Source organism: Mucilaginibacter ginsenosidivorax (assembly GCF_007971525.1).
In the GTDB taxonomy this organism is placed as follows: Bacteria; Bacteroidota; Bacteroidia; order Sphingobacteriales; family Sphingobacteriaceae; genus Mucilaginibacter; species Mucilaginibacter ginsenosidivorax.
Window position 1 is genome coordinate 5,227,699 of sequence record NZ_CP042437.1, and the last position, 26,107, is coordinate 5,253,805.

21 protein-coding genes are annotated in these 26,107 nt (G+C 43.7%); 15 read left to right on the forward strand and 6 right to left on the reverse strand.

Annotation, left to right across the window (positions count from 1 at the left end):
- Positions 1-18 precede the first annotated feature (18 nt).
- Positions 19-177, reverse strand: a complete 159-nt coding sequence (locus FSB76_RS32365) for a hypothetical protein (protein WP_192910094.1) — start codon at positions 175-177, stop codon at positions 19-21.
- Between the two features lie 40 nt (positions 178-217).
- Positions 218-667, reverse strand: coding sequence for a DUF6934 family protein (locus FSB76_RS21955; RefSeq protein ID WP_147057157.1), 450 nt, complete (start codon positions 665-667; stop codon positions 218-220).
- A gap of 129 nt (positions 668-796) precedes the next feature.
- On the opposite strand from FSB76_RS21955, the gene FSB76_RS21960 reads away from it, so the two are divergent.
- The gene (locus tag FSB76_RS21960; RefSeq protein ID WP_147057159.1) at positions 797-1,789 is read left to right on the forward strand and encodes a tetratricopeptide repeat protein; all 993 of its coding nucleotides are present in this window, start codon (positions 797-799) and stop codon (positions 1,787-1,789) included.
- Positions 1,790-1,885: 96 nt separating this feature from the next.
- Positions 1,886-2,287 (forward strand): hypothetical protein, encoded by a 402-nt coding sequence (locus tag FSB76_RS21965; protein ID WP_147057161.1) that lies wholly within the window; start codon positions 1,886-1,888, stop codon positions 2,285-2,287.
- Positions 2,288-2,522: 235 nt separating this feature from the next.
- On the opposite strand, the gene FSB76_RS21970 is transcribed toward FSB76_RS21965, so the two are convergent.
- Both FSB76_RS21970 and namA read right to left on the reverse strand, forming a co-directional pair.
- Complete coding sequence (locus FSB76_RS21970) at positions 2,523-2,942, reverse strand: OsmC family protein (protein ID WP_147057162.1); 420 nt, start codon at positions 2,940-2,942, stop codon at positions 2,523-2,525.
- A gap of 80 nt (positions 2,943-3,022) precedes the next feature.
- Positions 3,023-4,090 (reverse strand): NADPH dehydrogenase NamA, encoded by a 1,068-nt coding sequence (gene namA, locus FSB76_RS21975; RefSeq protein ID WP_147057164.1) that lies wholly within the window; start codon positions 4,088-4,090, stop codon positions 3,023-3,025.
- Between the two features lie 206 nt (positions 4,091-4,296).
- Here namA and FSB76_RS21980 point away from each other — a divergent pair, with 206 nt between their 5' ends.
- On the forward strand, positions 4,297-5,001 hold the full coding sequence (locus tag FSB76_RS21980) for a dienelactone hydrolase family protein (protein WP_147057166.1): 705 nt from the start codon (positions 4,297-4,299) through the stop codon (positions 4,999-5,001).
- 13 nt (positions 5,002-5,014) lie between these two features.
- Here the strand turns inward: FSB76_RS21980 and FSB76_RS21985 are convergent, their stop codons facing one another.
- Positions 5,015-5,452, reverse strand: coding sequence for a hypothetical protein (locus tag FSB76_RS21985; protein ID WP_147057168.1), 438 nt, complete (start codon positions 5,450-5,452; stop codon positions 5,015-5,017).
- Between the two features lie 149 nt (positions 5,453-5,601).
- Here FSB76_RS21985 and FSB76_RS21990 point away from each other — a divergent pair, with 149 nt between their 5' ends.
- The 11 genes from FSB76_RS21990 to FSB76_RS22040 all read left to right on the forward strand — a co-directional run bounded on the left by FSB76_RS21990 (position 5,602) and on the right by FSB76_RS22040 (position 24,482).
- Complete coding sequence (locus tag FSB76_RS21990) at positions 5,602-6,792, forward strand: cation:proton antiporter domain-containing protein (protein ID WP_147057170.1); 1,191 nt, start codon at positions 5,602-5,604, stop codon at positions 6,790-6,792.
- Between the two features lie 136 nt (positions 6,793-6,928).
- The gene (locus FSB76_RS21995) at positions 6,929-7,783 is read left to right on the forward strand and encodes a bifunctional helix-turn-helix domain-containing protein/methylated-DNA--[protein]-cysteine S-methyltransferase (RefSeq protein WP_147057172.1); all 855 of its coding nucleotides are present in this window, start codon (positions 6,929-6,931) and stop codon (positions 7,781-7,783) included.
- A 6-nt stretch (positions 7,784-7,789) separates the two neighbouring features.
- Positions 7,790-8,497 carry a 2OG-Fe(II) oxygenase gene (locus tag FSB76_RS22000; protein WP_147057174.1) on the forward strand — a complete coding sequence of 236 codons (708 nt, stop codon included), beginning with the start codon at positions 7,790-7,792 and terminating at the stop codon, positions 8,495-8,497.
- Between the two features lie 133 nt (positions 8,498-8,630).
- A complete protein-coding gene (locus FSB76_RS22005; protein WP_147057176.1) occupies positions 8,631-9,185 on the forward strand; it encodes an RNA polymerase sigma factor in 555 nt (184 codons plus the stop codon).
- A gap of 402 nt (positions 9,186-9,587) precedes the next feature.
- Complete coding sequence (locus FSB76_RS22010; RefSeq protein WP_147057178.1) at positions 9,588-10,748, forward strand: FecR family protein; 1,161 nt, start codon at positions 9,588-9,590, stop codon at positions 10,746-10,748.
- 186 nt (positions 10,749-10,934) lie between these two features.
- Positions 10,935-14,324: a TonB-dependent receptor gene (locus FSB76_RS22015; RefSeq protein ID WP_147057180.1), complete on the forward strand. Its 3,390-nt coding sequence runs from the start codon at positions 10,935-10,937 to the stop codon at positions 14,322-14,324.
- Between the two features lie 51 nt (positions 14,325-14,375).
- On the forward strand, positions 14,376-15,869 hold the full coding sequence (locus tag FSB76_RS22020) for a RagB/SusD family nutrient uptake outer membrane protein (RefSeq protein ID WP_147057182.1): 1,494 nt from the start codon (positions 14,376-14,378) through the stop codon (positions 15,867-15,869).
- A gap of 150 nt (positions 15,870-16,019) precedes the next feature.
- Complete coding sequence (locus tag FSB76_RS22025) at positions 16,020-18,806, forward strand: glycoside hydrolase family 78 protein (protein ID WP_147057184.1); 2,787 nt, start codon at positions 16,020-16,022, stop codon at positions 18,804-18,806.
- Positions 18,807-18,836: 30 nt separating this feature from the next.
- Positions 18,837-19,988, forward strand: a complete 1,152-nt coding sequence (locus FSB76_RS22030; RefSeq protein ID WP_147057186.1) for an acyltransferase family protein — start codon at positions 18,837-18,839, stop codon at positions 19,986-19,988.
- A 12-nt stretch (positions 19,989-20,000) separates the two neighbouring features.
- The gene (locus FSB76_RS22035; RefSeq protein WP_147057188.1) at positions 20,001-22,277 is read left to right on the forward strand and encodes a beta-N-acetylhexosaminidase; all 2,277 of its coding nucleotides are present in this window, start codon (positions 20,001-20,003) and stop codon (positions 22,275-22,277) included.
- A gap of 9 nt (positions 22,278-22,286) precedes the next feature.
- Positions 22,287-24,482: a GH92 family glycosyl hydrolase gene (locus FSB76_RS22040; protein ID WP_147057190.1), complete on the forward strand. Its 2,196-nt coding sequence runs from the start codon at positions 22,287-22,289 to the stop codon at positions 24,480-24,482.
- Here the strand turns inward: FSB76_RS22040 and FSB76_RS22045 are convergent.
- On the reverse strand, positions 24,477-25,295 hold the full coding sequence (locus FSB76_RS22045; protein ID WP_147057192.1) for an SDR family oxidoreductase: 819 nt from the start codon (positions 25,293-25,295) through the stop codon (positions 24,477-24,479). The genes FSB76_RS22040 and FSB76_RS22045 overlap by 6 nt on opposite strands.
- 105 nt (positions 25,296-25,400) lie before the next feature.
- On the opposite strand from FSB76_RS22045, the gene FSB76_RS22050 reads away from it, so the two are divergent.
- On the forward strand, positions 25,401-25,946 hold the full coding sequence (locus FSB76_RS22050; RefSeq protein ID WP_147057195.1) for a lipocalin family protein: 546 nt from the start codon (positions 25,401-25,403) through the stop codon (positions 25,944-25,946).
- Positions 25,947-26,107: the final 161 nt, after the last annotated feature.

Here is a 26,107-nt window from a genome sequence, read left to right on the forward strand (position 1 = left end):
GGGAGTGAATGAGTCGTATTATTTATTTTGACCGGGAAGGCCGGCGTTTTTTAATGTTTCTTTTGCTTTTTCCACCTTTTTTAAAACAAAAGGATCGTTAGCATGGCTTTTAACTTCGCTGTTAACAACATGGCCTGGTGTTTTTTCTTTTGATGTGTTTTTTACAATAGCAGGCATATTCGTTCCTTTCTGAAATTTGATAATCAAATATAATCAATTACTTTTTGCGTACCAAAAAAGTTTCGTAATTGATGCTGTTTGGTATGAATTCACACCATTCATTATTTTTTAGCCCATACACTTCAAAATCCATACTAATGTGCAACCACAAATTCGTTATGCTTATTTGATATAACCTTGTCCGCGATGCGGTACTTCCTTCTGCATAAATATAATGATTGCCGTTGTGCTGGCTGAAATCAATAATAGCATTGGCAACTGTTGCTAATACGGTATCTCTATCTTCATTATTGCTAACTACGCTATCATCTAACTCTCCGGTATCTGGGTGAGAATCACCAAAAGCTAAATTGTAAACAGGTGGCTCCTGGTTTGGGATTTTCGTAAACGAGATCAGTTTTCTAATTCGGCCTTTTGGCCCTTCACTGTAAAATTCATAATCGTGATAATCATTGCTGTTTAAATATGAATAGTGTTTTAGGTTCATGAAACTAATATTTCCTTTTGGCTAAACTGAATACCAAACTTAGTAATTTTCAGCTACCATATTTAATAATCAGGATTTAGCTTTATTTTGCACCGATATATTATCCTAACTTTTATCACGATTTAATCCATGAAATACGCTTTTACGTTTACTCTCCTATTTACATGTTTAACATCAATTGCGCAGACTAAAAACCTGCTGTATGGCAATTGGATAAAAACCAGGTTAACCTATCAAAACGGTAAAGAGCTAAATGACGATGATACCAGGAAATTCGAATACCTAAAATTCAGCTTTAGCCAGGACGGCAAATTTGCATTGGCATACAATTACGATTATAAGGGCGGTAGTTTTCCCTTTGTTTTAAACGGAGATACTTTACAATATGGGGCTAACCTTGTACATATAGATAAACTAACTAAAGATTCACTGATTTTTACGCAATGGATTAACAACAAATTTGACAATCCAAATTGTTTAAAATATTATTTTGCAGCTGAGGCGGAGTATCAAAAAGCAATTCCATTAACGGCCAATGACGTAGTTTCGGTAAGCCAAACAGATACGCTTTATAGGGCGAGCGAAAAAATTTACGCTGGGTTTAAAGAAGATGACGGGTTTAGGCAATTAGTGTCAGATGCGGTTAAAGGATTACAGCAGCAAACCCCGATAAACGATCACTTTTTGGCAACTTTTACAATTAATAAAGCAGGCGAGGCAGTAGGTTTGCAAATTATAAATGGAATTAACCGTGAATTTGACAGACAGTTTAATAAGGTATTTGAAAAAAATAAAAAGAAATGGATTCCGGCGACTTTTAAAGGCAACGCTGTTAACGTACAAATGAAAACGGAAATTCGTTTTACAAACTATTCAAAATACCCGGTTTATCAACGGTATGCACAATTAGGAACTGATGCAATGTATCAAGGTGATTTTAACCTTGCATTGTTTAATTTTGATAAAGCGTTAAAGAATTATGCCGAAGGCGATATTTATTATAAAATGGCTTTATGCCAGATTATGCTTGGCAATATAGAAGAGGCCTGTAGCGATATGCTAAAATCTGAAGCGTTGGATTATACTGCAGCTACCGGGTTGAAAAGAAAATATTGTCATTAATGATAGCTAAACAATGAGAATTTAACAGTTCCCAAACGAAAATTTTGAAATCAATATTATGCCGTTCATTATAAGTGATTTACAAATCGATATATCATGAAAAAATTAAGCACCGCAGCAATCCTTTTGACAATTTTTGCCTTTTCAGCCTGCAAACCAAAAGCTAACCCCGCCGACGCCGTAAAAAGCATCAAATTTAAATTTACAGAGCTTGGGCGCGAAACCCAGTTCAGGATCACCTGCGATAAATTTGATTACTATTTTCCGGAGGGTAAGGTTAAGAATTTTACCAGCGCAACAGGGATTGATAGTGTGATGAACTTGCTTACCGGCTTAAAGCTGGCCGGAGAAGGCATTCAGCCCGATGTAAGGGGAAAGATTTATATCACGCACGCCGGCAAAGCGGTAGATACGCTCTGCGTAGGCGTAAAAGCTTTGGACTATAAGGGGACTACTTACGAAACACCCCAGGAGTTATTGGTGTTGATACAGAAATAAAAGTTATTGTGACTGGTAAGGGCCGGAACAACAAAGAGAGATGAGGTTAAAATAAAAGACTGTCATCCTGAGGGACGAAGGATCTGTTTGCGAACTTTTATATCGGTCGTGCACAGCTGATAGATCTTTCGTACCTCAGGATGATAGGAAAATTGTAATCAAGATGCCGCTTTTTAAACAACAAAGCCTTTGGTAACATATGTTACCAAGGGCTTTGTTGTAAAATTATATCTGCTTACGCGTAAGTAACATTTAAAGTAAATGGCACGCTCAATGCTTTTGATATAATGCAATTTGCTTTTGCATCTTCGGCAATGGCTTTAAATTTAGCTTCATCTACGCCATCAATTGCCGTGGCTTTTAACTCTAAATGAATCCCTGTTATGCTTAGTGCCTGCATATCAAGGTCAAGAATGGCATCAGTGGTAAGGTCGCCCGGGGTAAAACCGACCTGGGTTAAAGCAGCGCCAACAGCCATAGTAAAGCAGCCTGCATGAGCGGCGGCAATCAGCTCTTCGGGGTTGGTGCCAATACCATCGGCAAAGCGGGTTTTAAAAGAGTATTGAGTTTTGTTAAGCACGGTGCTTTGAGTGGTAATTTCTCCGCTGCCGGTCTGTAAGGTGCCGTTCCAATGGGCATTTGCTGTACGTTTCATAGTTTGTGTTTTTTATTGTTTGTGGTTGTGTGTTGATTGCGTCTTAACTCTTGATTCTTGTCTCTTGATTCTTCTTCAAACTACCATTTCGCCCGCACGTATTGGGCTGGCCACTCTACTTCGTGACCGAGCTCATGAGCGGCACGTAAAGCAAAATGCGGGTCGCGCAGCATTTCGCGGGCTATAAATATCACGTCGGCTTCGCCTTCCTGTATAATTTCGTCGGCCTGGTGTGGTTTGGTTATTAAGCCTACCGCCCCGGTAAGTATACCACTTTCTTTTTTAACTTTCTCGGCAAATTCAACCTGGTAACCTGGTTTTAACGGTATTTTAACACCGGCGATGTTGCCGCCTGTCGAGCAGTCAATAAGGTCGATACCTTTATCTTTTAATATTTTGGCAAGCGCTACCGAATCATCGGCTGTCCAGGCGCCTTCGGTCCATTCAGTTGCCGATATGCGCACAAACAGCGGGTTTTCTGCCGGCCAAACTTCCTGTACGCTTTCAATAACTTCCAATAAAAAACGGATCCGGTTCTCAAACGGGCCTCCGTATTCATCCGTACGTTTATTACTTGCCGGCGATAAAAACTCGTGCAGTAAATAGCCGTGTGCGCCATGCAGTTCAATTACGTCGAAACCTGCGGCCACAGCCCTTGCAGCAGCGGCTTTAAAATCAGCTTTAATTTTTTCGATGCCGGCTTTGTCCAATGCTAAAGGTGCTTCCTCGCTGTCAACAAACGCAATGGCGCTTGGTGCGTATGCCTTCCATCCGTTAGGCTCATTTGATGGCACTTGTTTGCCCCCCAGCCACGGCTGCAGGTGACTGGCTTTACGGCCTGCATGTGCCAGTTGTGTGCCTGCATAAGCGCCATGGGCGTGTAAAAAATCGGTAATCTGTTTTAGTTTGGTGATGTGTTCATCTTTATAAAGGCCCAGGTCGGCAGAAGAAATGCGGCCTTCGGGAGATACTGCGGTGGCTTCGGTAATAATTAAAGCTGCACCACCAACAGCCATGCCGCCAAGGTGTACCAGGTGCCAGTCGTTAGCGAAACCGTCTTCGCTGGAATATTCGCACATGGGCGATACCACGATGCGGTTTTTAAGTTCGATGTTCTTTATTTTAAGGGGTGAGAATAGATGGGGCATATGTTTTTGTTTGGTACAAATATGGTAAGTAACATTGATTGTAACCACACTGTTTTGTAAAATAGATATAAGCTGAAAGCCGGAAGGCCTAAAGCAGAAAGCTAATTGCCGGAAAAAAGCTTTTAGCATCCGAACTTGGTTTTATGCTTTTCGGTCGGATGTAAATTCTTTAGCTTTGAAAATCATCGCAATTTGTTCAATCAGTTATGAATAACAAAAATTATATCGAACTAAAAGTTGCCGACGGAAGTATAATGGCCGCTTACACAGCTTTTCCTGAAGTTAATACGGCTGGGTCGCCCGCTATTATTGTATTGCAGGAAGCTTTCGGCGTTAATAACCATATCCGGCATGTTGCCGGTAGATTTGCGGCCGCGGGCTACGTTGCGGTTGCTCCTGAGCTTTTTCATCGTACGGCGCCAAATGGTTTTGCAGGTGATTATGCGGATTTTAGTACGGTAACACCACACACATCAAAACTAACTAACGATGGTTTTAAAGCCGACCTGGAAGCTGTTTGGGAATGGCTAAATACCCAAACCAATGTTGATATAAGCCGGGTATATGCCATTGGTTATTGCATGGGCGGTAGGGTAGCTTTTATAGCCAATACTTTATTGCCTCTAAAAGCAGCTGTATCCTATTATGGCGGCGGGCTTGACAAAGTTGCGTACCTGGCGGCCGACCTGCATGGCAAACACTTGTTTATTTGGGGTGGGAAGGATGCGCATATCAAGGATGACAATATCAATGCTCTAATAGGTGCAGTTGAAGCTGCCGACAAGGATTACATCAACGTAAAAATATCTTATGCCGACCACGGCTTTAACTGCGACGAGCGGTCAAGTTATCACGAAGCAGCATCCAAAGAGGCCTGGGCCTTAGTTATGGCTTTTTTGGGCGGGGCTTAAAATAGCGGGTTGTTCAGGATGCAGTTTCTTCTTCATCCTCGTAGTTTTCATCTTCCAAATCCAGCCGGCAAATCCAAACCCCTAATAACAAAGGGAGTAAAAATGGCAGCAGCATGGCCGATAGCTCGAAGGGCGAATAAGCGTTTTTAGCTGCCGATGCGCCAATAAATACCAAAATAATAACAATACCCAATGCAAGCGATACCCGTTGCTTAACAGCAATGGCGGTTGAATTCCTGGTCATTCGGGGGATAATAAAGGTAAGCAGCGCGCCCAGCGGGCAGGTAAGCACAATTAATACCCCAACCGATAATGGATATTCTTTAATAAAGGCGATGGATAGGATACTCCCGGAGTGAAAGAAAAACTGGCTTACAAGGATTTGTAGCACGGGTGCAATGATCACCATAGTTAGCCACACCTTAAAACTGTAAAATTGCGCCGGATCCATAGGCTATTATTGTTAAAGAAGTAAATATAAAAGATATCGGCTTTCAAACAAGGGATGCACCGTACGCGGTAAAAAATAATGGGAAACAATGCTTAAGTTTGAAATGTTAAGGCTGATTTATCTACTCATCCTGTTAAACAATTGGTAATTTGACTACATATACAACCCTGATTATCTTAAGTGGACTGGTGATTTTCTCGTACCTGTTCGATTTGATAGCCGGCAAAACCAAAATCCCTTCGGTTATCTTATTGCTGATGCTTGGCATCGCTATACATTTTGCCGTTGACTATTTTGGAGTGAAAATGATCAATTTTAAGGTGATCCTGCCTACACTTGGCACGTTGGGGCTTATCCTTATTGTATTTGAGGGAGCGCTGGAACTGCGGTACAACAACGATAAAAATGCCATCATCAAAAAAGCGTTCTTTTCGGCATTTACCATTTTATTGGTTAGCGCATTTGCCATTACATTTATCATCAGGTATTTAACAGGGCAAAGCTTTTACCTGTGCTTTGTAAATGCCATACCTTATTGCGTGGTCAGTTCGGCAGTGGCTATTCCATCGGCATCCAACCTTGGTAAAAACAAAAAGGAGTTTATTATTTACGAGTCTTCTTTCTCGGATATACTTACCGTGGTGCTGTTCAACTTCATAGTACGTAATCAGCAAATTGATGTGGTATCGTTTATAAAACTTGGCGCCGAACTTACAGGCATTATTATAGCAGCCATCATATCCTGCCTGCTGTTGCTTTACCTTATTGGCCGGTTAACGCATCACATCAAATCGTTCCTTATTATTGCCTTGCTCATATTGGTTTATTCGGTAGGGCAATCGTTCCATTTATCGGCATTGATAATTGTACTGGCGCTGGGCCTGTTCCTGAACAATGCCAACCAAATCAGTTTTCCGTGGTTCAGGAAACTGTTTATCTATCCAACCTTTCAGCACGATATCAAACAACTTTTTCAGCTATCTGCCGAGAGTGCTTTTTTGATGCGCACGTTTTTTTTCATAGTGTTTGGCTATACCATGGATATTTATGAATTGCAGGATGTTACCTTGCTGTTAACCGGCGGTGCAATACTGGTATCTATTTACCTGGTCCGCTTTTTATACATCAAATTCGTATCCAAAACCGACCTGATGCCCGAGTTGGTAATAGTACCCCGGGGGCTAATCAGCGTACTGCTGTATTATAACCTGCCGGATAATTTGAAGATACCGCAGGTTGGTACGGGGCTGTTGTTTATTGTAGTATTGGGTACCAGTTTGATACTGAGTTTGGGGTTATTTGCGACGAGGAGAAATCTGAATCAGAATTTACAGGATTAAAGAATTGACAGAATAAACTACACATACATTCTGTTCATTTAAAAATTCTGTAAATTCTGATTCAGACTTTAGCAAGTTCCGGGTTTTACCCCATCCGCCATAGGCCTACATTTGTTTATAAATAACAAATATGATTATGAACACGCAGGAAAATATCAATTACAATCGTATAGCTGAAGCGATAAACTATATAAAGCTCAACTTTAAAACCCAGCCAAATTTAGATGAAGTTGCCGAAAAGGTTAACCTCAGCCCGTTCCACTTTCAGCGTTTGTTTACAGATTGGGTGGGCATCAGCCCTAAAAAGTTTTTGCAGTACTTAAGCCTGGAATATGCCAAAGGTGTTTTAAAAGATAAGCAGGCAACTTTGTTTGATACAGCATATGAAACAGGCCTGTCGGGTACGGGGCGTTTGCATGATCTGTTTATCAACATTGAAGGTATGACCCCTGCCGAGTACAAAAATGGCGGCAAGGAATTAAACATTAACTACAGTTTTGCCGAGAGTCCGTTTGGTAATATCATTGTGGCATCAACCCCTAAAGGCATTTGCTACATGGCTTTTGCCGACGATCATGCCGACGCTTTGGATCAGCTAACACAGCACTTTCCGAACGCGGCCTATACACAAGTGGTTGATATGATGCAGCAGGATATTTTGCATATCTTTAAAAAAGACTGGTCGCAATTGCCGGCAATAAAATTGCACTTAAAGGGCAGCAGTTTTCAATTAAAGGTGTGGGATGCCTTGCTCAAAATACCAATGGGTGCGCTATGCAGCTATGGCGATATTTCGCAAAAAATACAATTGCCAAATGCCAGCCGGGCAGTGGGCAGCGCTATAGGGGCCAACCCGGTTGCGTTTTTAATCCCTTGCCACAGGGTCATCCGGTCAACGGGCGAATCTGGTCAATATCATTGGGGAGCAATCCGTAAATCGGCAATTATAGGCTGGGAGGCAGCAGTTGTTAATCAACAGGTATCAATATAAAAGGTGATGGAAATTAAAGAACGAATTGCCCGTTTAAACTGGGATGATATCAAGACAGATATGGATGCCCGTGGGTATGCAGTAGCGAAAAATGTATTAACTGCCGATGAATGCGCCGGCTTGGTTAGTCAATATACTGATGACGAACTTTACCGTAAAACGGTTGTGATGGAGCGCCACCATTATGGCAGGGGCGAGTATAAATATTTCAAATACCCATTGCCGTTAATTATTCAGCAATTGCGGGAAAGTGTTTACCCTCAATTGGCGCCCATAGCCAATAAATGGATGGAACTACTAAACAAGCCCACTCGTTTTGCCGATACTTTAGATGAATTGCTGCAGCATTGCCATCAGCATGAACAATTGCGCCCAACTCCGTTGATTTTACAATACGCCAAAGGCGGTTATAACGCCATGCACCAGGATTTGTATGGCGAAGTATTCTTCCCTATACAATCCGTTTTTATTTTAGATGAGCCCGGGGTAGACTATGAGGGCGGTGAATTTATTTTGCTGGAGCAAAAACCGCGCGAACAATCAAGGGCTATGGTGTTAAAGCCCGGCAAGGGCGATATGGTATTATTTACCACCAGTTACCGCCCCGCCAAAGGCAGCAAAGGCTACCACCGGGTAAATATGAAACACGGCATAGCCGAGATTACCAATGGCCGGCGACACAGCATGGGTATTATTTTTCATGATGCAAAATAACAGTTGCAAGCCGGAATTTGAGGTGAAATAATGCTTTAAAACTCCTGCGATTGCGATTGATTTATGCCATAATTTACATCAATAGTTAATTTTTGCTAAATTTATCGCAATTCTATGTTAACCCCGTTTCAGGATGGCAGAAAAGGTAGCTATAAGCGATGTGCAATTGATCGACCGGTTAAAATCGGGCGATGAAAGTGCGTTGACCGCTATCTACAAAAAATACTGGCAGCAATTGTTCCTATCGGCCTACAATGTTTTAAAAGATAAGCAGGCCTGTGAAGATGTTATACAGGAACTGTTCATCAAGCTTTGGAATAGCAGGAATAGTATCCAAATAGCCGTATCATTAAAAGCATACCTGTATGCATCCATCCGGTATGAAGTTTATAGGCAAATTCGTGCCGGGGTTGTAACAAGCGATGTGTTTGATGTGCTCACCAACAGTTTGCAAAGCCCTGCCACTCATGAAAATTTAGAATACAAAGAGCTGGTTTCACAGGTAAATTCGGTAGTTGAAACGTTACCCGAAAAATGCCGCGAAGTTTACAAACTTAGCCGCGAAGAGTACCTAACCCATAAGCAAATTGCATCAAGGCTCAATATATCTACCAAAACAGTCGAAAATCATTTAACCAAAGCGCTTAAGCAATTACGTACTTCGCTGGGGACTTTGTTTTTGTTGTAGATGGGGTTACATGTCTTTTCTTGACAGATCTGTACTTCTTCAACACCAATTTAAAGGCGTAGCCTCGGCCAATCTTGTAGCCACGGGTTTTAACCAGTGGAAAAAAATGAAGAGAACGATTGAGAACCGTAGGTTCGGGACATATTTTCAATGCTTATATATCGGTTGAACAAATAGAAAATGCTTGGATTACACTAATATGGGCCGTGCCTATGGCACTCTTGTTGTCCTCTGGCCAATCATCCATGGGTTGAAACCCATGGCTACAATATGTTTCGGGCCGATGGCCCTTTTTTGGCTGTAACACAAATTTCCTTATCAGGCCGCACTTTTCTCAAATTTTATTTTCACCCCGCGTAGGGGATACCCCCGTTTTTATACTCTCCTTATAAAAACCATGTTGTGCAAAAGCAGGAATTTCAACAATTGATAGATAAATACCTTAACGGGCAGGCTACTGCCGATGAGGTGCAGCTGTTAATGGAATTGTTTGACAATGCCCAAACTAATAATGATTGGGACGAGCAAACCCTTGGCGTAAAGCACGAGCTGGAAGATAAAATGCTGCAACGTTTGCAATCGGCTGTTCAGCAATCGCAGGCAGAGCATCAGCCTAAAATATTCAGGTTATTGGCTTTCAGGAATGTAGCGGCGGCGGTTATTGGCCTTATGGTTATTAGCGCCGGGGCGTATTACAGCATGCAGCGTAAGGCAACAGATAAAGCAGTAGCAAACAAAGCGGTGGTTAAGCACGATGCCGACCCCGGTAAAAATCAAGCAGTCCTAACCTTAGATAACGGCGAAAAAGTGGTGCTCGATTCCGCAAGAATCGGCACCATTGCCCAAAAACGCAATGTCAGCATTACAAAAACTAAAGATGGGCAACTGGTTTACCAGGCCAGCAGGGGTAGCGATTCGCCGGCAAATGGCCCTGTAACTTATAATACCATCAGCACACCACGTGGAGGCCAATACCAGGTTATATTGCCCGATGGCAGCATAGTTTGGCTCAACGCGGCGTCATCGCTCAAATTTCCCACAGCATTTACCGGCAACCAACGCCACGTTGAATTAACCGGCGAGGCTTATTTTGAAGTGGCCAAAAATCCCTCGAAGCCATTCGCGGTAAATGTTGGTGCGCTTAATGTAAAAGTATTGGGTACCCATTTTAATATTAATGCTTACACCGACGAAGATAACATCAAAACAACTTTACTGGAAGGATTGGTTCAATTAACCAGCGGCAATAGCCATAGCTTGCTAAAACCAGACGAACAGGGTATTGTTAAAGGCGATAATATCCAGGTTGTTGAGGTAGATGCCCAAAGGGCAGTAGCCTGGAAAAATGGCTTTTTTGATTTTAACCGGGCCACCATCCGGGATATCATGAAACAGCTGTCGCGCTGGTACAACATCGAGGTTGTTTACAAAGGCAAAGTATCCGACGATGAATTTATGGGCAGAATTGAACGAAGCGTGAAGCTATCGCAGGTATTGCACGTTTTGGAGCTTAGCCGTGTGCATTTTAAAGTTGAAGATAAAAAGATAACAGTATCACCTTAACCATATCCGTTTTAACCTTAAAAAACATTTACCTATGAAAAAAAACATACATCTCCATTAACGCCCTACAACTACCTTACCCATCAAAAATGCCGGGAGTACTGCAATACTCCCGGCTAAAATGTATGGGCTAAGCTTTTACTGAGTTTCCTTAACAGACACGTTCACCCAAAACACGACGAAGTTATGCAATTAAACTTTAGGGGTAAAGTATTTTATGTGCCCCAAACATCAACCTCCAAACTGTTTTTGATAATGAAGTTAACGGTTATCCTGATTATGATTGGCTGTTTACAGCTTAACGCCAAAAGCTACTCGCAAACTATAACGTTAAGCGCAAACAACACTGCTATTGATAAAGTATTTACCGCTATTGAAAAGCAAAGCGGCTTTTATTTCTTTTATAAATACAACGAAATTAAGCAGGCCAAACCCGTTACAATTTCTTTAAAAAATGCCACGCTTGAACAAGCCTTACGCGAGTGTTTTAAAGACGAACCTTTTACTTACACCATTGACAACAAAACCATTATTGTAAATAAGAAGGAAGAGCAGTTAGTTATACCCGATAAAATAACCGTTAGCGGGCAGGTTCTTGACAATACCAAACAGCCATTGCCCGGTGTAAGCATTACCATTAAAGGCTCAAATACCGGCGTAATAAGCGGGGGCGATGGTAAATACAGCATCCAGGTTGATGATAACGCGGTGTTGGTTTTCAGGTTTGTAGGATTTAAAACCAAAGAAGAGCCCGTTAACAAGCGTGCGGTTATCAACGTATCTCTTGATGAAGATAACCAGCAAATGAGCGAGGTGGTAGTGGTGGGATACGGTAACCAGGAACGTAAAAACGTTACCGGCGCCGTAGGAACCGTAAAAATGGCCAATATTAAAGAGATAAAAGCTGCCAGCCTTGATCTGAAACTGGCAGGGCAACTGGCTGGTGTTACGGTAAACCAGGTTACGGGCACGCCGGGTGGCGGTGTGGCGGTTAACATTCGCGGTGCCGGTTCGGTTGGTGCCGGCGATAACCCGTTGTACGTAGTAGATGGGTTTCCACTCTCGCCCGGTTTCGATCAGTATTCAAATCCGCTAAGTACTATCAATCCGGATGATATTGAAAATATAAGCGTGCTTAAAGATGCTGCTTCAACCGCCATATACGGTTCGCGCGGTGCAAACGGGGTTATCCTGATAACTACCAAACGGGCAAAAAAGGGAGAATCGTCTGTTACGGTAAATACTTCAACCGGCCTGCAATCAGTATTGCCCAAAAGCAAACTTAAAATGATGACGGCGGCCGAATTTGCGCAATGGCGCACTGAAGCTATCCAGGATGCAAACGCGGTTAATGGTACAAATAACCCCATTCCCGATGCGTATAAAAATCCTCAGTCGCTTGGCAAAGGCACCGATTGGTTTGATGCTGTAACCCGGGTTGCACCAATGCAAAATTATGATGTTACCATAGCTAACGGCACCGAAAAAGTACGGTCGTTGTTTTCATTAGGATACTTTGATCAGCAGGGTACCGTGCTTAATACGGCTTTTAAGCGCTATTCGTTAAAAGCTACAATTGATGCAGATATAGCTAAAGGCTTAACCGTAGGGTTAAATATAGCACCAACTTACAGCTTCAGGAATTTACAGGAAACGGATGGGCACTTTCTTTCGGCTGCGTTAAGCCAGGCTTACCTGGAAAGCCCGCTTGTGCCGGTTAAACAGCCCGATGGTTCATATACCAACGTTATCGGCTCTCCTGGTACTTTTCAAAATAATAACCCGGTAAGCTCGCTTGTAAATACAACCAACAAGCGCAACGAATTTAGGGCCCTTGCCAACACTTATATTGATTATGAAGTTATTAAAGGCCTGAACATAAAATCAACATTCGGTGTCGACTATCAAACCAAATCACAGGATTATTACAGGCCATCATACCTGGGCGGCTTTAATGTTCCAAACCGCGATGGTAATCAACAAAAAGCGGTAGCATCATTCACTTCGCAAAATGTTTTTAACTGGCTTAACGAAAACAGCATTAACTATAAAAAAACCTGGGGCAGCCATACATTAACCGTATTGGCCGATTACTCCATACAGCAGGAAAACTCACATGATCGTTTTACCTTCGGTACAGGTTTCCCTGACGATGCCATACGGTCTGTTGCCAACGCCACCATCATTACAGCCGATGCCGGTGATGCCGAGTGGCGCTTACAATCGTTAATTGGGCGGGTAAATTATGCATACAAAGATAAATACCTTTTAAGCGGGTCCATCCGTCGCGATGGTTCATCAAGGTTTGCGCCCGGGCACCGCTGGGGTACCTTCCCTTCGGTATCAGGCGGGTGGCGCATTTCCGACGAATCTTTTTTTCCTAAAATAGCTGCCGTTGAACAGGTGAAGTTTACCGCAAGCTACGGTCTTGCCGGTAATAACGATGTAGGGAATTATGATTATATTCCCGTTGTTGATGTGGCCAATTATACATTTGGTGGTGGCCTTGCCCCGGGAGCTTCAATAACCGACCAGATTGGCAATACCGAGCTTGGCTGGGAAACTACCAAACAACTGGATATAGGCATGGATGTATCGTTGCTAAAAGGCCGCATTTATTTAATTGCCGAATATTATAACCGTTATACTCAGCGGATGCTGCAGTATATCCCAATTCCCATTGTATCTGGCTATGGTTACGCTTTATCAAATGTGGGTAATGTACGTAATCGCGGATGGGAGTTTACGTTAACTACAAAAAACATAGTAGCGCGCAACTTTAACTGGTCAACAGATTTTAACATATCATTTAACCGCAATAAGGTGCTTGATTTGGGCCCTACACCGTATATATACGATGCACCTAAAAACGACAACCCCACAAGTATTACCAAAGTGGGCCTGCCCTTAGGCCAGTTTTACGGTTATATTTTTGAAGGTATATTTCAAAACCAGGCCGAGCTTGATAAATACCCTCATTTTGACGGCGAACAGGTTGGCAATATCAGGTATAAGGATGTTAATGGCGATGGCGTAATTGACGGTAACGACCAAACCAATATAGGCAACCCCTGGCCCAAATTTACATTTGGTTTCAGCAATCATTTTTCATACAAAAAATTCGATCTGAATATTATTACAGCTGGATCAGTTGGCGGGCACGTATTTGATATGTACAAGCAGTTTACAACCAATTTAGATGGGGTTTTTAATGTCGAGGAGTCGGTTATTCACCGCTGGCGCTCTGCAAGTAATCCCGGCGCTGGCATATTGCCTACCACTGTTTCAAACACCAATCTTGCGCGCGATTATTACCCGTCCTACTGGGTCGAAAGTAACTCGTACCTGGCGGTTAAGAACATTGATTTTGGTTACAATTTTAAAACAAAGTTCACCCGGAATTTCAGGGTGTATTTCAGTGCCCAAAACGCCATCCTCTTAACCGGTTATAAAGGCGGTAACCCCGAGGTAGGGATAGAAGGACAGCAGGGTAACAGGTCGCTGTCGCCCAACGTAAATTTTACGGGCTACCCTGTTTCGGCAGTTTACACGTTGGGATGTAACGTGACATTTTAATTGAAAACGAGTATTCAAACTAACGATGGTGAAACCATAACAACAGAAATCATGAAAAAATACATATATGTTTTCCTGGTACTTATTGCATGTGGTACGTGGAGCTGTAAAAAAGATTATCTTAACCTTCAGCCTGCTGATACTCAAAATACAACCAATTTTTTCAAGACAAAGGCACAGTTTATACAGGCGGTTAACGGAGCTTATGCACCGTTACAAGGCCTTTATAACGGCAGTTTTTGGGCAATGGGCGAAATGCGGTCTGACAATACATCATACGAGTTTGATCCTTATGACCGCTCCGGTACCAATAAAGAGGAAATAGATGAGTTTAGGGAGTTGAACAATAACGATATGGTAGGCGCTTTTTTTGATGCCAGCTATACAGGCATTGGCCGTTGCAATGCTATTTTGGCTCGGCTGCCTGCTGCCAAACTTGATGCGGCAGTTGCCGATACCATAGCCGGGCAGGCCAGCTTTTTACGCGCATTCAACTATTTTAACCTGGTGCGCATGTTTGGCCGGGTGCCGCTGGTACTTAACGAGGTAGCATCAGTAAGCGAGGCTTACAAGGTAGCAACCAAGGCCGAAGTTGCCGCTGTTTATGCGGCTATTATTGCCGATGCGCAAGTTGCAGTTGCCAAACTACCTGTAGCTTATGCCGGCGCAGCCAATAAAGGCCGGGTAACCAAAGGTACCGCCGAAACCATGCTTGCCGAGGTTTACATGACCCAGAAAAAGTTTGACCTGGCCATACCGCTTTTGCGCAATATTATTGCATCAAATGCCTACAGTTTGAACACCGACTATGCCGATAATTTTGATATCACCAAAGAGAACGGCCCGGAATCTATTTTCGAAATACAATACATTGAGGGTTCAAACGGACTGGGCAGCGATTTTGTAGATACGTTTATACCATGGGATTATTATGACTCTGACGTAACCGGTTTTGAGATAGCCAATGGCGCGCAAAACGGATGGAATATACCAACACAGGATTTGGTTAATGCATATGAAGATGGCGATAACCGGAAAGATGCTTCGTTAATTGAATTTACATCTGATGAATACGGGGTTGATTTGCCGTTTATTAAAAAGTTTGCAACCACAAGTGCCGTGCAGGGTGTAACCGGCAAAAATTTCCCGGTTTACCGTTATGCAGACGTTTACCTGATGCTGGCCGAATGCCTTAACGAGCAGGGATTTGTGGGTGGCGGCGATGCCTTTAAATATTTAAACCTGGTACGCGAACGAGCCGGGCTGGCAGCTAAATCTGTAGGGAATGACGATGCCGCGTTAAATATTTCGGGGCAGGATGGTTTTCGGGATGCTATAGCGCATGAAAGGCAGGTTGAACTTGCATTTGAAAACCACCGCTGGTTTGATCTTTTGCGTACAGGTAAGGCGGTTGCCGTGATGACCGCCCACGGCGCCCGCGAAAAGGCCTTTAAAAAACCTTACTGGAATGTTAACTCGGCTGCATACTCAAATATCCGCCTGCTTTTTCAATACCCATTAACCGAAGGCACCCTGGAGCATTAGCCCGCGGGGGCTTACCGGCTCCACGAAACTTTTGCGGGGCCATTTTCGTTTACTGATAGATATTGCAATTACCACATCATTTTTACTTGTTTTATAGCTAAATATGTACGGTACTTAAAACAAAAATCGTTCTAAAGCTATATTTAATGCATGAATTATATTCAACAGGTAAGCGTGCTCAAAAAGGTATGCTTCAGTATCGTTTTATTATTTTCTGTTTCCCTAAGCTGTTTCTGCCAGGTTAAGCTATTACCACCACCCATCACGGTTGATAACCTTATTTGTGAGTATAAAACCAATCCCATATCGGTTGCTGTTGCTAATCCGCGTTTGAGTTGGAAACTGGTATGCCCCGAGCGTGGCATTCAGCAAACATCCTACGAAATAAGAGTTGGAAGCAATGCGGTATCGTTAACCAAAGGCAAGGATTTCATCTGGGGTACGGGCCGCATTTATTCCGATCAATCCATCCAGATTTACTATGGCGGGCCTATGCTTGCTTCGCGCCAAAAAGTTTATTGGCAGGTTAGGGTTTGGGATAACAAAAACAGGGTAACTCCCTGGAGCATGGTTAACTTTTGGAAAATGGGTTTGCTAAATCGTGCCGACTGGTCGGCCAAATGGATCCAGGATACTTATGTGTCCGATACCACCGGCGGCCCCGCACCAATGTTCCGTAAAAGTTTTAAGTTAGATAAAAAAGTGCGTGCCGCACATTTATACATTACGGCGCACGGCGTTTTTGAAGCACAAATAAACGGAAAACGTGTGGGCAGCGATTATTTTGCACCCGGCTGGACGAGCTATAACAAACGCATCCAATACAATGTATATGACGTTACCTCCAGTATCCAAAAAGGCGATAATGCTATTGGTGTAACCATAGGCGATGGCTGGTACAGGGGCTATACCTATAACCGTAAAAAAAATGTATACGGCAAAAAGCTGGCCCTGCTTTGCCAGTTGGAACTGGTATACACTAACGGTAAACGCGAGATAATTAATTCGGATAAAAGCTGGAAAGTGGCTTACGGCCCGATACGCTCGTCCTCATTTTTTGATGGTGAGGTTTATGATGCCCGAAAAGAAAAAATCGGATGGACAAATCCAGGTTATAAAGATATGACCTGGGATACGGTTAAAACCGATTCGACTATTAAAGATAACCTGATTGCCACAGCAGGCCCCACCGTAAAAAAACATGAAAAGTTTTTGCCCCTGAAAGTATTTACCACACCGGCAGGCGAGCAGGTTGTTGATTTTGGTCAGAACCTGGTAGGCTGGGTACAGTTTAAACTGAAAGCAAAGGCTGGCGATACCATAAAACTTTACCATGCCGAAGTACTGGATCAAAAAGGGAACTTTTACACCAAAAACCTGCGCACTGCCAAACAGGAAATTACCTATGTTTTTAAGGATGACAGCCTTGCTACTTTCGAACCTCATTTCACTTTCCAGGGGTTCAGGTTTTTAAAGGTGGTGGGTTATACCGGTCCGCTGGATTCAACAAATTTAGCTGCCTACGCCGTCTACTCTGATATGGCTCAAACAGGCAAGTTTTCTACCTCAAACCCTTTGGTTAACCAGTTACAGCATAATATACAATGGGGCCAAAAAGGAAACTTTATTGATGTGCCTACAGATTGCCCGCAGCGCGATGAACGCATGGGTTGGACCGGCGACGCACAAGCCTTTTGCCGTACAGCCACTTTTAATATGGATGTGGCAGGCTTTTACACCAAATGGCTAAAAGATTTAACCGCCGATCAGCATAAAGACGGTGCTGTGCCTTACGTAATACCCAATATGCTGGATAGCGCATCGTCGGCCGCATCCGGCTGGAGCGATGTGGCCACCATAGCCCCCTGGAATATTTACCTGGCTTATAACGATAAACAGGTATTGCAGCAGCAGTACGAAAGTATGAAGGCGTGGGTGGGCTACATTCAGCTGCATAGCCGCAATTACCTGTGGGATACGGGCAACCACTTTGGCGACTGGCTGTTTTACGCCGGCACCAATTACGAAGATGGTGCCGCGCTAACCGACAAAAACCTGATAGCGCAGGCATTTTACGCCCACTCAACCCAACTGCTCATCAATGCAGCCAAAATATTAGGCAAAAGTGATGATGTGCAAAAATATTCGCAGCTGTTGTATAATATCAAAAAAGCGTTTAACAGCGAGTACGTAACACCCAACGGGCGCATGATATCTGGTACACAAACATCATACGTGCTGGCATTAAATTTTGATTTACTGCCCGAGAACCTGAGGGTATCGGCAGCAAAAAGGCTGGTAAAAAACATTGATGATTATGATGAGCACATCACCACCGGCTTTTTGGGTACGCCGTACATTTGCCATGTGTTAAGCCGTTTTGGGTTTACTGATATTGCTTATGACCTGCTGATGAAAGAATCATACCCATCGTGGTTATACCCGGTAAAAAACGGCGCCACCACCATTTGGGAGCGCTGGGATGGCATTAAGCCCGATGGTACTTTTGAAGACCCCGAAATGAACTCTTTTAACCATTATGCTTATGGCGCCATAGGCGATTGGATGTACCGGGTAATTGCCGGCATCAATACAGATGAGGCTGATCCGGGTTTTCACAAAATTATTATAGCGCCAAAGCCGGGCGGTAAATTAACCAGCGCGCAGGGCGAACTGGAAACCCTGTATGGCAAAATAAAGTCGGCATGGAGTATTAATAATGGCATATTTACCCTGGATATTGTAGTGCCGCCAAATACTACAGCACGGGTAGTTTTGCCATCGGTAACAGATCAGATCACCGAAAGCGGCCTGGATTTTAACACCGAACAGGAAATTACCGATATTAAAAAAGTAGGTAATGATGAACAGATGAATGTGGTTTCGGGCAGTTATCATTTTGTGTATACGCTTAAGGCCCCTGGAAAAAAGATCTGACGGCCGGACGATTTATGTAAATAACAAAACATGGCAAATACAATAGTTGGCGATAAGGCCACCAGTACGGGCAGGCCACGACTACTTTCGCTCGATTTTTTTCGTGGTTTTACTGTCGCGGCTATGATCCTGGTAAATGATCCCGGCGATTGGGGGCATATTTACTGGCCGCTGGAACACTCTAAATGGAATGGCTGCACCCCAACCGACCTGGTGTTTCCTTTCTTCCTTTTTATGGTGGGAGTATCTATCGTTTATGCCATGCAGGGTAAAAAGGCAGATGAAGCAAACCATGGCAAGGTTGTCCTTTCTATTTTGCGCCGTACTTTAATCATCATTGCATTAGGTGTTTGCCTGCCCCTGATTAGCGATTTTCAGTTTGCTCATCTTCGTTTCCCCGGCGTGTTGCAGCGCATTGGGGTGGTATTTGGTATTACTGCCATTACGTATCTGAAAACGAATACCCGGACGCAAATTATTGTAGCGGTGAGTTGTTTAATTGGTTATTATTTAATCATGACCTTTGTGCCGGTTCCCGGTGTAGCTCATCCCAACCTGGAAAAGGAAACTAATTTAGGCGCTTATATTGATAGGATGGTTTTTACCACCAATCACCTTTGGCAGGCCTCCAAAACCTGGGACCCCGAAGGGCTATTGGGTACTATACCCGCTATTGCTACTTGCTTGTTAGGTGTGTTTACAGGCACCTGGCTTAAAAGCGACCAGATTAAAAACGGCAACGAAATTTTTAAACTTACCGGTGCGGGAGCGCTGTTGGTAATACTCGGCTTAATATGGAACACGTTTTTCCCCATCAATAAACAATTGTGGACAAGCTCATTTGTGCTGTTTACGTCCGGGTTGGCTATCATTATTCTGTCGTTATCGTATTGGCTTATCGATGTAAAAGGCTATAAAAAAATCCTGCCGCCATTTCTTGCCTTTGGCCGCAATGCCATAGCCGCTTATGTTTTAGCCGATGTAATCCCGGAGATATTATCCATCATCACGGTTACCGATAACGGGCATAAAACAAATATCTGGTCGTACATGTACTTTCACCTGCTTACGCCCAGTTTTTCGCCAGAGAATGCGTCGCTGATATCGGCCATGCTTACGGTTATCATTATATTTATCCCTGTTTGGATATTGTACGTCAAAAAAATCACCGTAAAAATTTAAGTCACCCCTTACATGAGTAACATCAGCATAAAGTATTTAACCGCGATTTTTATAAGCACCTGCATCTGTTTGCAGGTAAAAGCGCAACTGCACATTATACCGCAGCCTTTGCGCTTAACCGAACAAAAAGGCAACTTTGTTTTAAGCCGTAAAGCAGTTATCGGGGTTGATAAAGAAAACGAGGCTGTGGGTAAATACCTGCAAACCTATCTTGCTACGTATTATAAGCTGAATTTGAAGGTTAAAGTTTATCCTAAAGTTCCGGCTGCTATAGCTATCCAATTGGTAACCACGGTAACCAATAAAGAAGGCGCTTATAACCTGGAGGTAAAACCTGGCATTGTGAAAATATCGGGGAATGGTGCCGGTGTGTTTTACGGGGTACAATCATTAATTCAGTTATTACCGGGGCGTGCCGTTGCTCCTTTAAAATTAGCAGCATGTAGTATAGCCGATGCGCCCCGTTTTCAGTGGCGTGGTTTAAGCCTGGATGTAAGCCGCCATTTTTTTACCGTTGATGAGGTTAAAAAATACATAGATGTGATGGCCCATTACAAGCTAAATGTTTTTCACTGGCATTTAACCGATGATGAAGGCTGGCGCATCCAGATTAATAAATATCCAAAACTGACCGAAGTTGGTGCCAGGATCACCTATTATGAAAAACAGGGGAAATTTCGCAAGCTGGATAATTTGATAGATGGAGGAGGCAAGGATGGATTTTATACCCAGGCTGAAATTAAAGAGGTGGTAAAATATGCGCAGGACAGGTTTGTAACCATCCTGCCCGAAATTGAAATGCCCGGCCACAGCGAGGCCGCTATATTTGCTTATCCCGAATTAGGCTGCCAGGACTCAACCGGCGCCAAACACCGCGTGCGCATGCTGGATCCGGGCGAGTATACTTTTACCTTTATGGAAAATGTGCTTACCGAAGTGATGGCGCTTTTTCCTAACCAATACATTCACATCGGTGGTGATGAAGCCGAAATGGTGGACTGGCTGAAAAGCCCTACAGCCGTAGCGCTGATGAAAAAAGAGGGCCTGAAAAGCGAGAAGGAAGTACAAAGCTATTTTATTAAACGAATAGAAAAATTCCTGCTCTCCAAAAATAAAAGACTCATTGGCTGGGACGAGATATTGCAGGGCGGCCTGGCCGAATCAGCCACGGTAATGAGCTGGCAGGGCGAGGCGGGCGGTATAGCCGCAGCAAAAATGCACCACCATGTGGTAATGACACCGCTGCCCTATATGTATTTTGATGCCCCGCAGGCTGCCGAGGATTTGGAACCGGTGGGATGGAACCCAACAGTAACGTGGCAAATGGTGTACAACTACGAACCCATGTCTAAAGAGCTTAACACCGAAGAGGCCAAATACATTTTAGGCGCCCAGGGCAATATCTGGGCCGAGAAAGTGCCCACTGCCGCACACCTGCAATACATGGTTTACCCGCGTGCTTTAGCCGTAGCCGAACTCACCTGGTCGGCAGCGGAAAATAAAGACATAGATAGATTTGCCTACAAAATGAAGCAGCAATACGGCTACTTCAAACTCTGGAACTGGAATGCCCGCCTGCCCGATATTGTGGGCATGGATAACATAGTAACCAACAGCAACCAGTTTGGCCTGGTGCTCAAATACCCGCTGTTAGGTGCGCAGGTACGTTATTCGCTTAACGGTAAAATGCCCGATAGCACCGCTAAACCACAATTGTTCCCGGTAAAAATCAATACCATGCTGCAGGATACCTTCAGCATTAAAACCTACACCACCTGGACACTAAATAAGCAGCATATTTTACAGGAGGCCATGATCAGGCATGTGGATATTAAACCCGTGGTTATCGACCAGGCTGCGTTTACCCCAGGCTTCAGCTACCGGCTGATTAAGAGTAAGGAATACAATATTGATAAAGTAGATACCACACAGGTAGTAACAACGGCTATCATCAATTCTTCCACGCCTATGGTGCTGCCGGTAACAGACGGAAACCTTACCTGGGTAAAAGTAAACGGCTTTATCCGGATTAATGCCGACGGTGATTACCAGCTTACTTCGGGCTTTTTGGTTAGCCCGGCGCTGTTTATCAATGGCGAACAGATCATTTACCGGGGTAAGGATAAGTACGCGCAGCCGCAAAAGGGGATGCTGCACCTTAAAAAAGGAGCCTATGCTATTAGCGGCCACTATATTGCCGATAATACCAACCGTAACGAGGATTTGCTGATTATCAAAGCTGCCGATGGTAAGGTGATAGACCCCCAGGTTTATATGTTTCATCAATAAGCGTTTGATATGAGGTTATCCTGGTGCCCGAAAGTTGTTTTGTTGCTATTTTGCTTTGTTTCGGGTCGTATAGCTTATTCCCAAACATATAGTAAATACGTAAACCCTTTTATTGGCACATCGGCAACCGGGCATACATTCCCGGGTGCTACCGTTCCCTTCGGGTTGGTGCAGCTAAGCCCCGAGACAGGTAACTTCGGCTGGAATTACTGCTCGGGTTACCGTTATGAAGATAGCGTGATAACCGGGTTTGCCCATACCCATTTAAGCGGCACCGGCGGTGTTGATTTGGGCGATGTGCTGTTCTTTCCATTCCAGGGAAATGTCCCATTAAAATTCGTGAGCAAATTCTCGCACCAGACAGAAAAAGCGTCCCCGGGGTACTATGAGGTTGTTTTAAGCGATCATGAAATCAAAGTACGGCTTACAGCTGCGGCTCACACGGGTTTGCATCGTTATACGTTTAGCAAACCCGGTAAATCGCATTTGCTTATTGATATGCAAAGCGGCCTGGTTGAGGATGCCGAACAATTAAAAGAACATGTATCTGAAGGCAGCATTACCATCAATAGTAAAACCAACATCAGCGGTTACGCTTATACCAGCCAATGGGTTGAGAAGAAGGTTTTTTTTGCCGCTACGTTCGGCAAAGCTTTTACTGGTTATCATTTTATTGATGGCGACGCCCATCGCCGCCTGGTTGTCGATTTTGATACCTACCCCGGCGAAACCATTGAAGCCAGGGTTGCCATATCCACAGTGAGTATTGATGGAGCCCGGAAAAATCTTACTGCCGAAACCACCAATAAAACCTTTGCACAGGTTAAAGCCGGGGCAGCTAAAGTTTGGGAAAACTATTTTTCCCGGTTGAAGGCCGAGGGAGGAAGCGAACAAAAAACAGCCTTTTATACCAGTATTTATCATGCGCTTATCCAACCCAATAATATTGCCGATGTAGATGGTAAATACCGCGGAGCTGATGGTTTGGTGCATCAATCTGCCGATAAGGCTTATTATTCTACGCTATCGTTATGGGATACCTACCGGGCAGCTCATCCGCTGTATACCCTCATTTGTCCTGATAAAGACGGGCAAATGGTTGAGACGATGCTGCAACACTTCAGCATAACCAAATTATTGCCGGTATGGACCTTGTTTGGCAAAGAAAGCTACGCCATGATAGGCAACCACGCCATCCCGGTTATTGTGGATGCCAGCCTGAAAGGGATTAAAGTGTTTGATAAAGAACAAGCATTTGCGGCCATAAAAGCTACTCTAACTACTAATAAAAACCCCAAATACAATTGGGACTTGTACATAAAGTATGGCTACCTGCCATCAGACTCAGTAAGGCGCGAGGCAGTATCGCGTACCTTAGAGGCAGCTTATGACGACTGGTGTGCCGCCCGGTTGGCCAGATTGCTTAACAAAACGGCAGATTATAACTATTTTATTAAACGATCTGCATTTTATAAAAACCTGTTTGATAAATCGACAAACCTGATGCGGGGCAAACTGGCCAATGGTAACTGGGTACAGCCCTTTGCCAAGCTGGATAGCGGGCAGTTGGCCATTGGCGGCGACTATACCGAAGGCAACGCATGGCAATACACCTGGCAGGTGCAACAGGACATTCCGGAATTAATAAAATTGATGGGAGGTAAGCGAGCTTTCCTAACTAAACTCGATTCGCTGTTTAGTATGGATTCCAAAGTGTTTGGCAAGGGCTCAACACTGGATGTTACCGGTTTGATAGGACAGTACGCTCATGGCAACGAGCCCAACCACCATATTGCTTATTTATATACGCTTGCCGGCGACGCTGCTAAAACGCAAAGGCTGGTGAGGCAAATTGCCGATCAGTTTTACCAAAACAAACCCGGCGGTTTATCCGGGAATGATGATTGCGGGCAAATGTCGGCATGGTATATTTTTACAGCCATGGGCTTTTACCCGGTTAACCCGGCCGATGGCCGGTATGTTTTCGGTGCTCCACAATTGAGCAAGGTTAGCCTGGCATTGCCGGGTAATAAAAGTTTTGTTATTGAAGCCCTGGGCCTGTCGGTGAGCAATAAATACGTGCGGAGTATCAGCCTGAATGGGAAGCCCTACCTGAAGAACTACATCAGCCATAAAGATATTTTGAAAGGGGGAAGGCTGGTTTTTGTGATGGGGGATAAACCATCTTTATCTCCATTGTTATAAGGTATGCCTGAATTGATAACCGAGTATTTCTTCAACATTCACACTCTTCACAATTTTCCACTCCTTTAACTCATCAATAAACTCCGGCTTTTCCAACCCGGCATCTACGGCAGCCTGTGCATAAAATGCTGATTTTAGCGGGTGTTGAGGCAAGCATCCATTAAACACGCAGCCAAATGCGTCCTGTATTATAATAGCTTTACTTATCCCAATACAGTCGTCCAAATGGATTAAATTAACCGGCGCGTTACCATTGGGGATATTTTTTTTGCCGGCAAAAAAGCGTCCTGGATTTCGGCCGGGGCCAATTAATCCCGCAAAGCGGATAATGGTTGTTTGAAATGCCGGGGCGTTTTTGAAGAGGTTTTCGGCTTCCAGCAGAATTTTGCCCGATTCGGTATCCGGCAGGGGAGGGGTGTGCTCATCTACTTCGCAGTTTAAATCGGCATATACCGTTGTTGAACTTATGAATATCACCTTTTTTACATGATGAAGCCTGATTGCACTTAGGATACGCTGTATTTTAGGGATAAATTCGGCACCGGCACCCGACCGGGCTTTTGGCGGTATCGCGATGAAGAGCACGTCACAATCAAAGAAATCAGCATTATATGTTTCCTCATCTGCAGAGAAATTGACCAGGTATGGCGCAATTCCTTCATTAGCCAGTAAAGCTATTTTTTGCTCCGATGTTGTTGAACCTTTTACCCTTATCCCATCGCTGATAAGCGCTTTGGCTAATGCCAGGCCAAACCAGCCGCAGCCTAATATACTGATGGTGTTTTTGTGCTGAAATGCAGCTGTACTCTCCAATTTTAATGCTTTGTGGCAAAGGTAATTAAATATTTCAGGGTGTTTAACAACATAAATATCTGCAATCGCTTTAAACTTTTTGCCGGGGCTAATCGTTATTGGAGTATGAAGAAAGAAATTTTGGCAACTTCTGTAGTATTAGGTTTGGGTTTAGCTGCTTCGGCCCTGGTGCTGCATGCCCACGAAAAACCTTTGGAAACTGTAAATTACGTCGACCTGAAAAAATACCTTGGTACATGGTTCGAGATAGCGGCATTTCCGCATCCGTTTGAAAAAGGATGTTCATGTACATCGGCAACCTATGGCCTGGCCAAAGATGGCAGTATCATTGTTAAAAACAGGTGTATTAAGGGCACCGAGCTTAAAGTGACAGAGGGCCGCGCAACCGTAACTGATAAAGGAGTTAACTCCAAGCTGTCGGTTCAATTTTTCTGGCCTTTTAAAGGCAAGTACTGGATAATCGATTTAGCAAAAGATTATAGTTATGCCGTAGTTGGCCACCCCAACCGTAAATTTTTATGGATTTTGAGCCGCAGGCCTACGCTTGACGATCAAACCTATAACCAACTGCTGGTGCGGGCCGCAAACAAAGGTTTTGATATTCGCCAACTGGTAAAAACCGAGCAGATTGGAGATTTGTCGGGAATTTAACAGTCGATTTTATAAGTTAGAAAAGGCTTTATCAGCAATGATAGGGCCTTTCCTGTTTTTAGCTTAGTTGAAGTGCCTGATGATGCAGGTAATAATATGTTAAACTGGAATTAATTTAAGCATAACCTTTTAATAATCTGCCCCGAATAAAACGTAAAGAT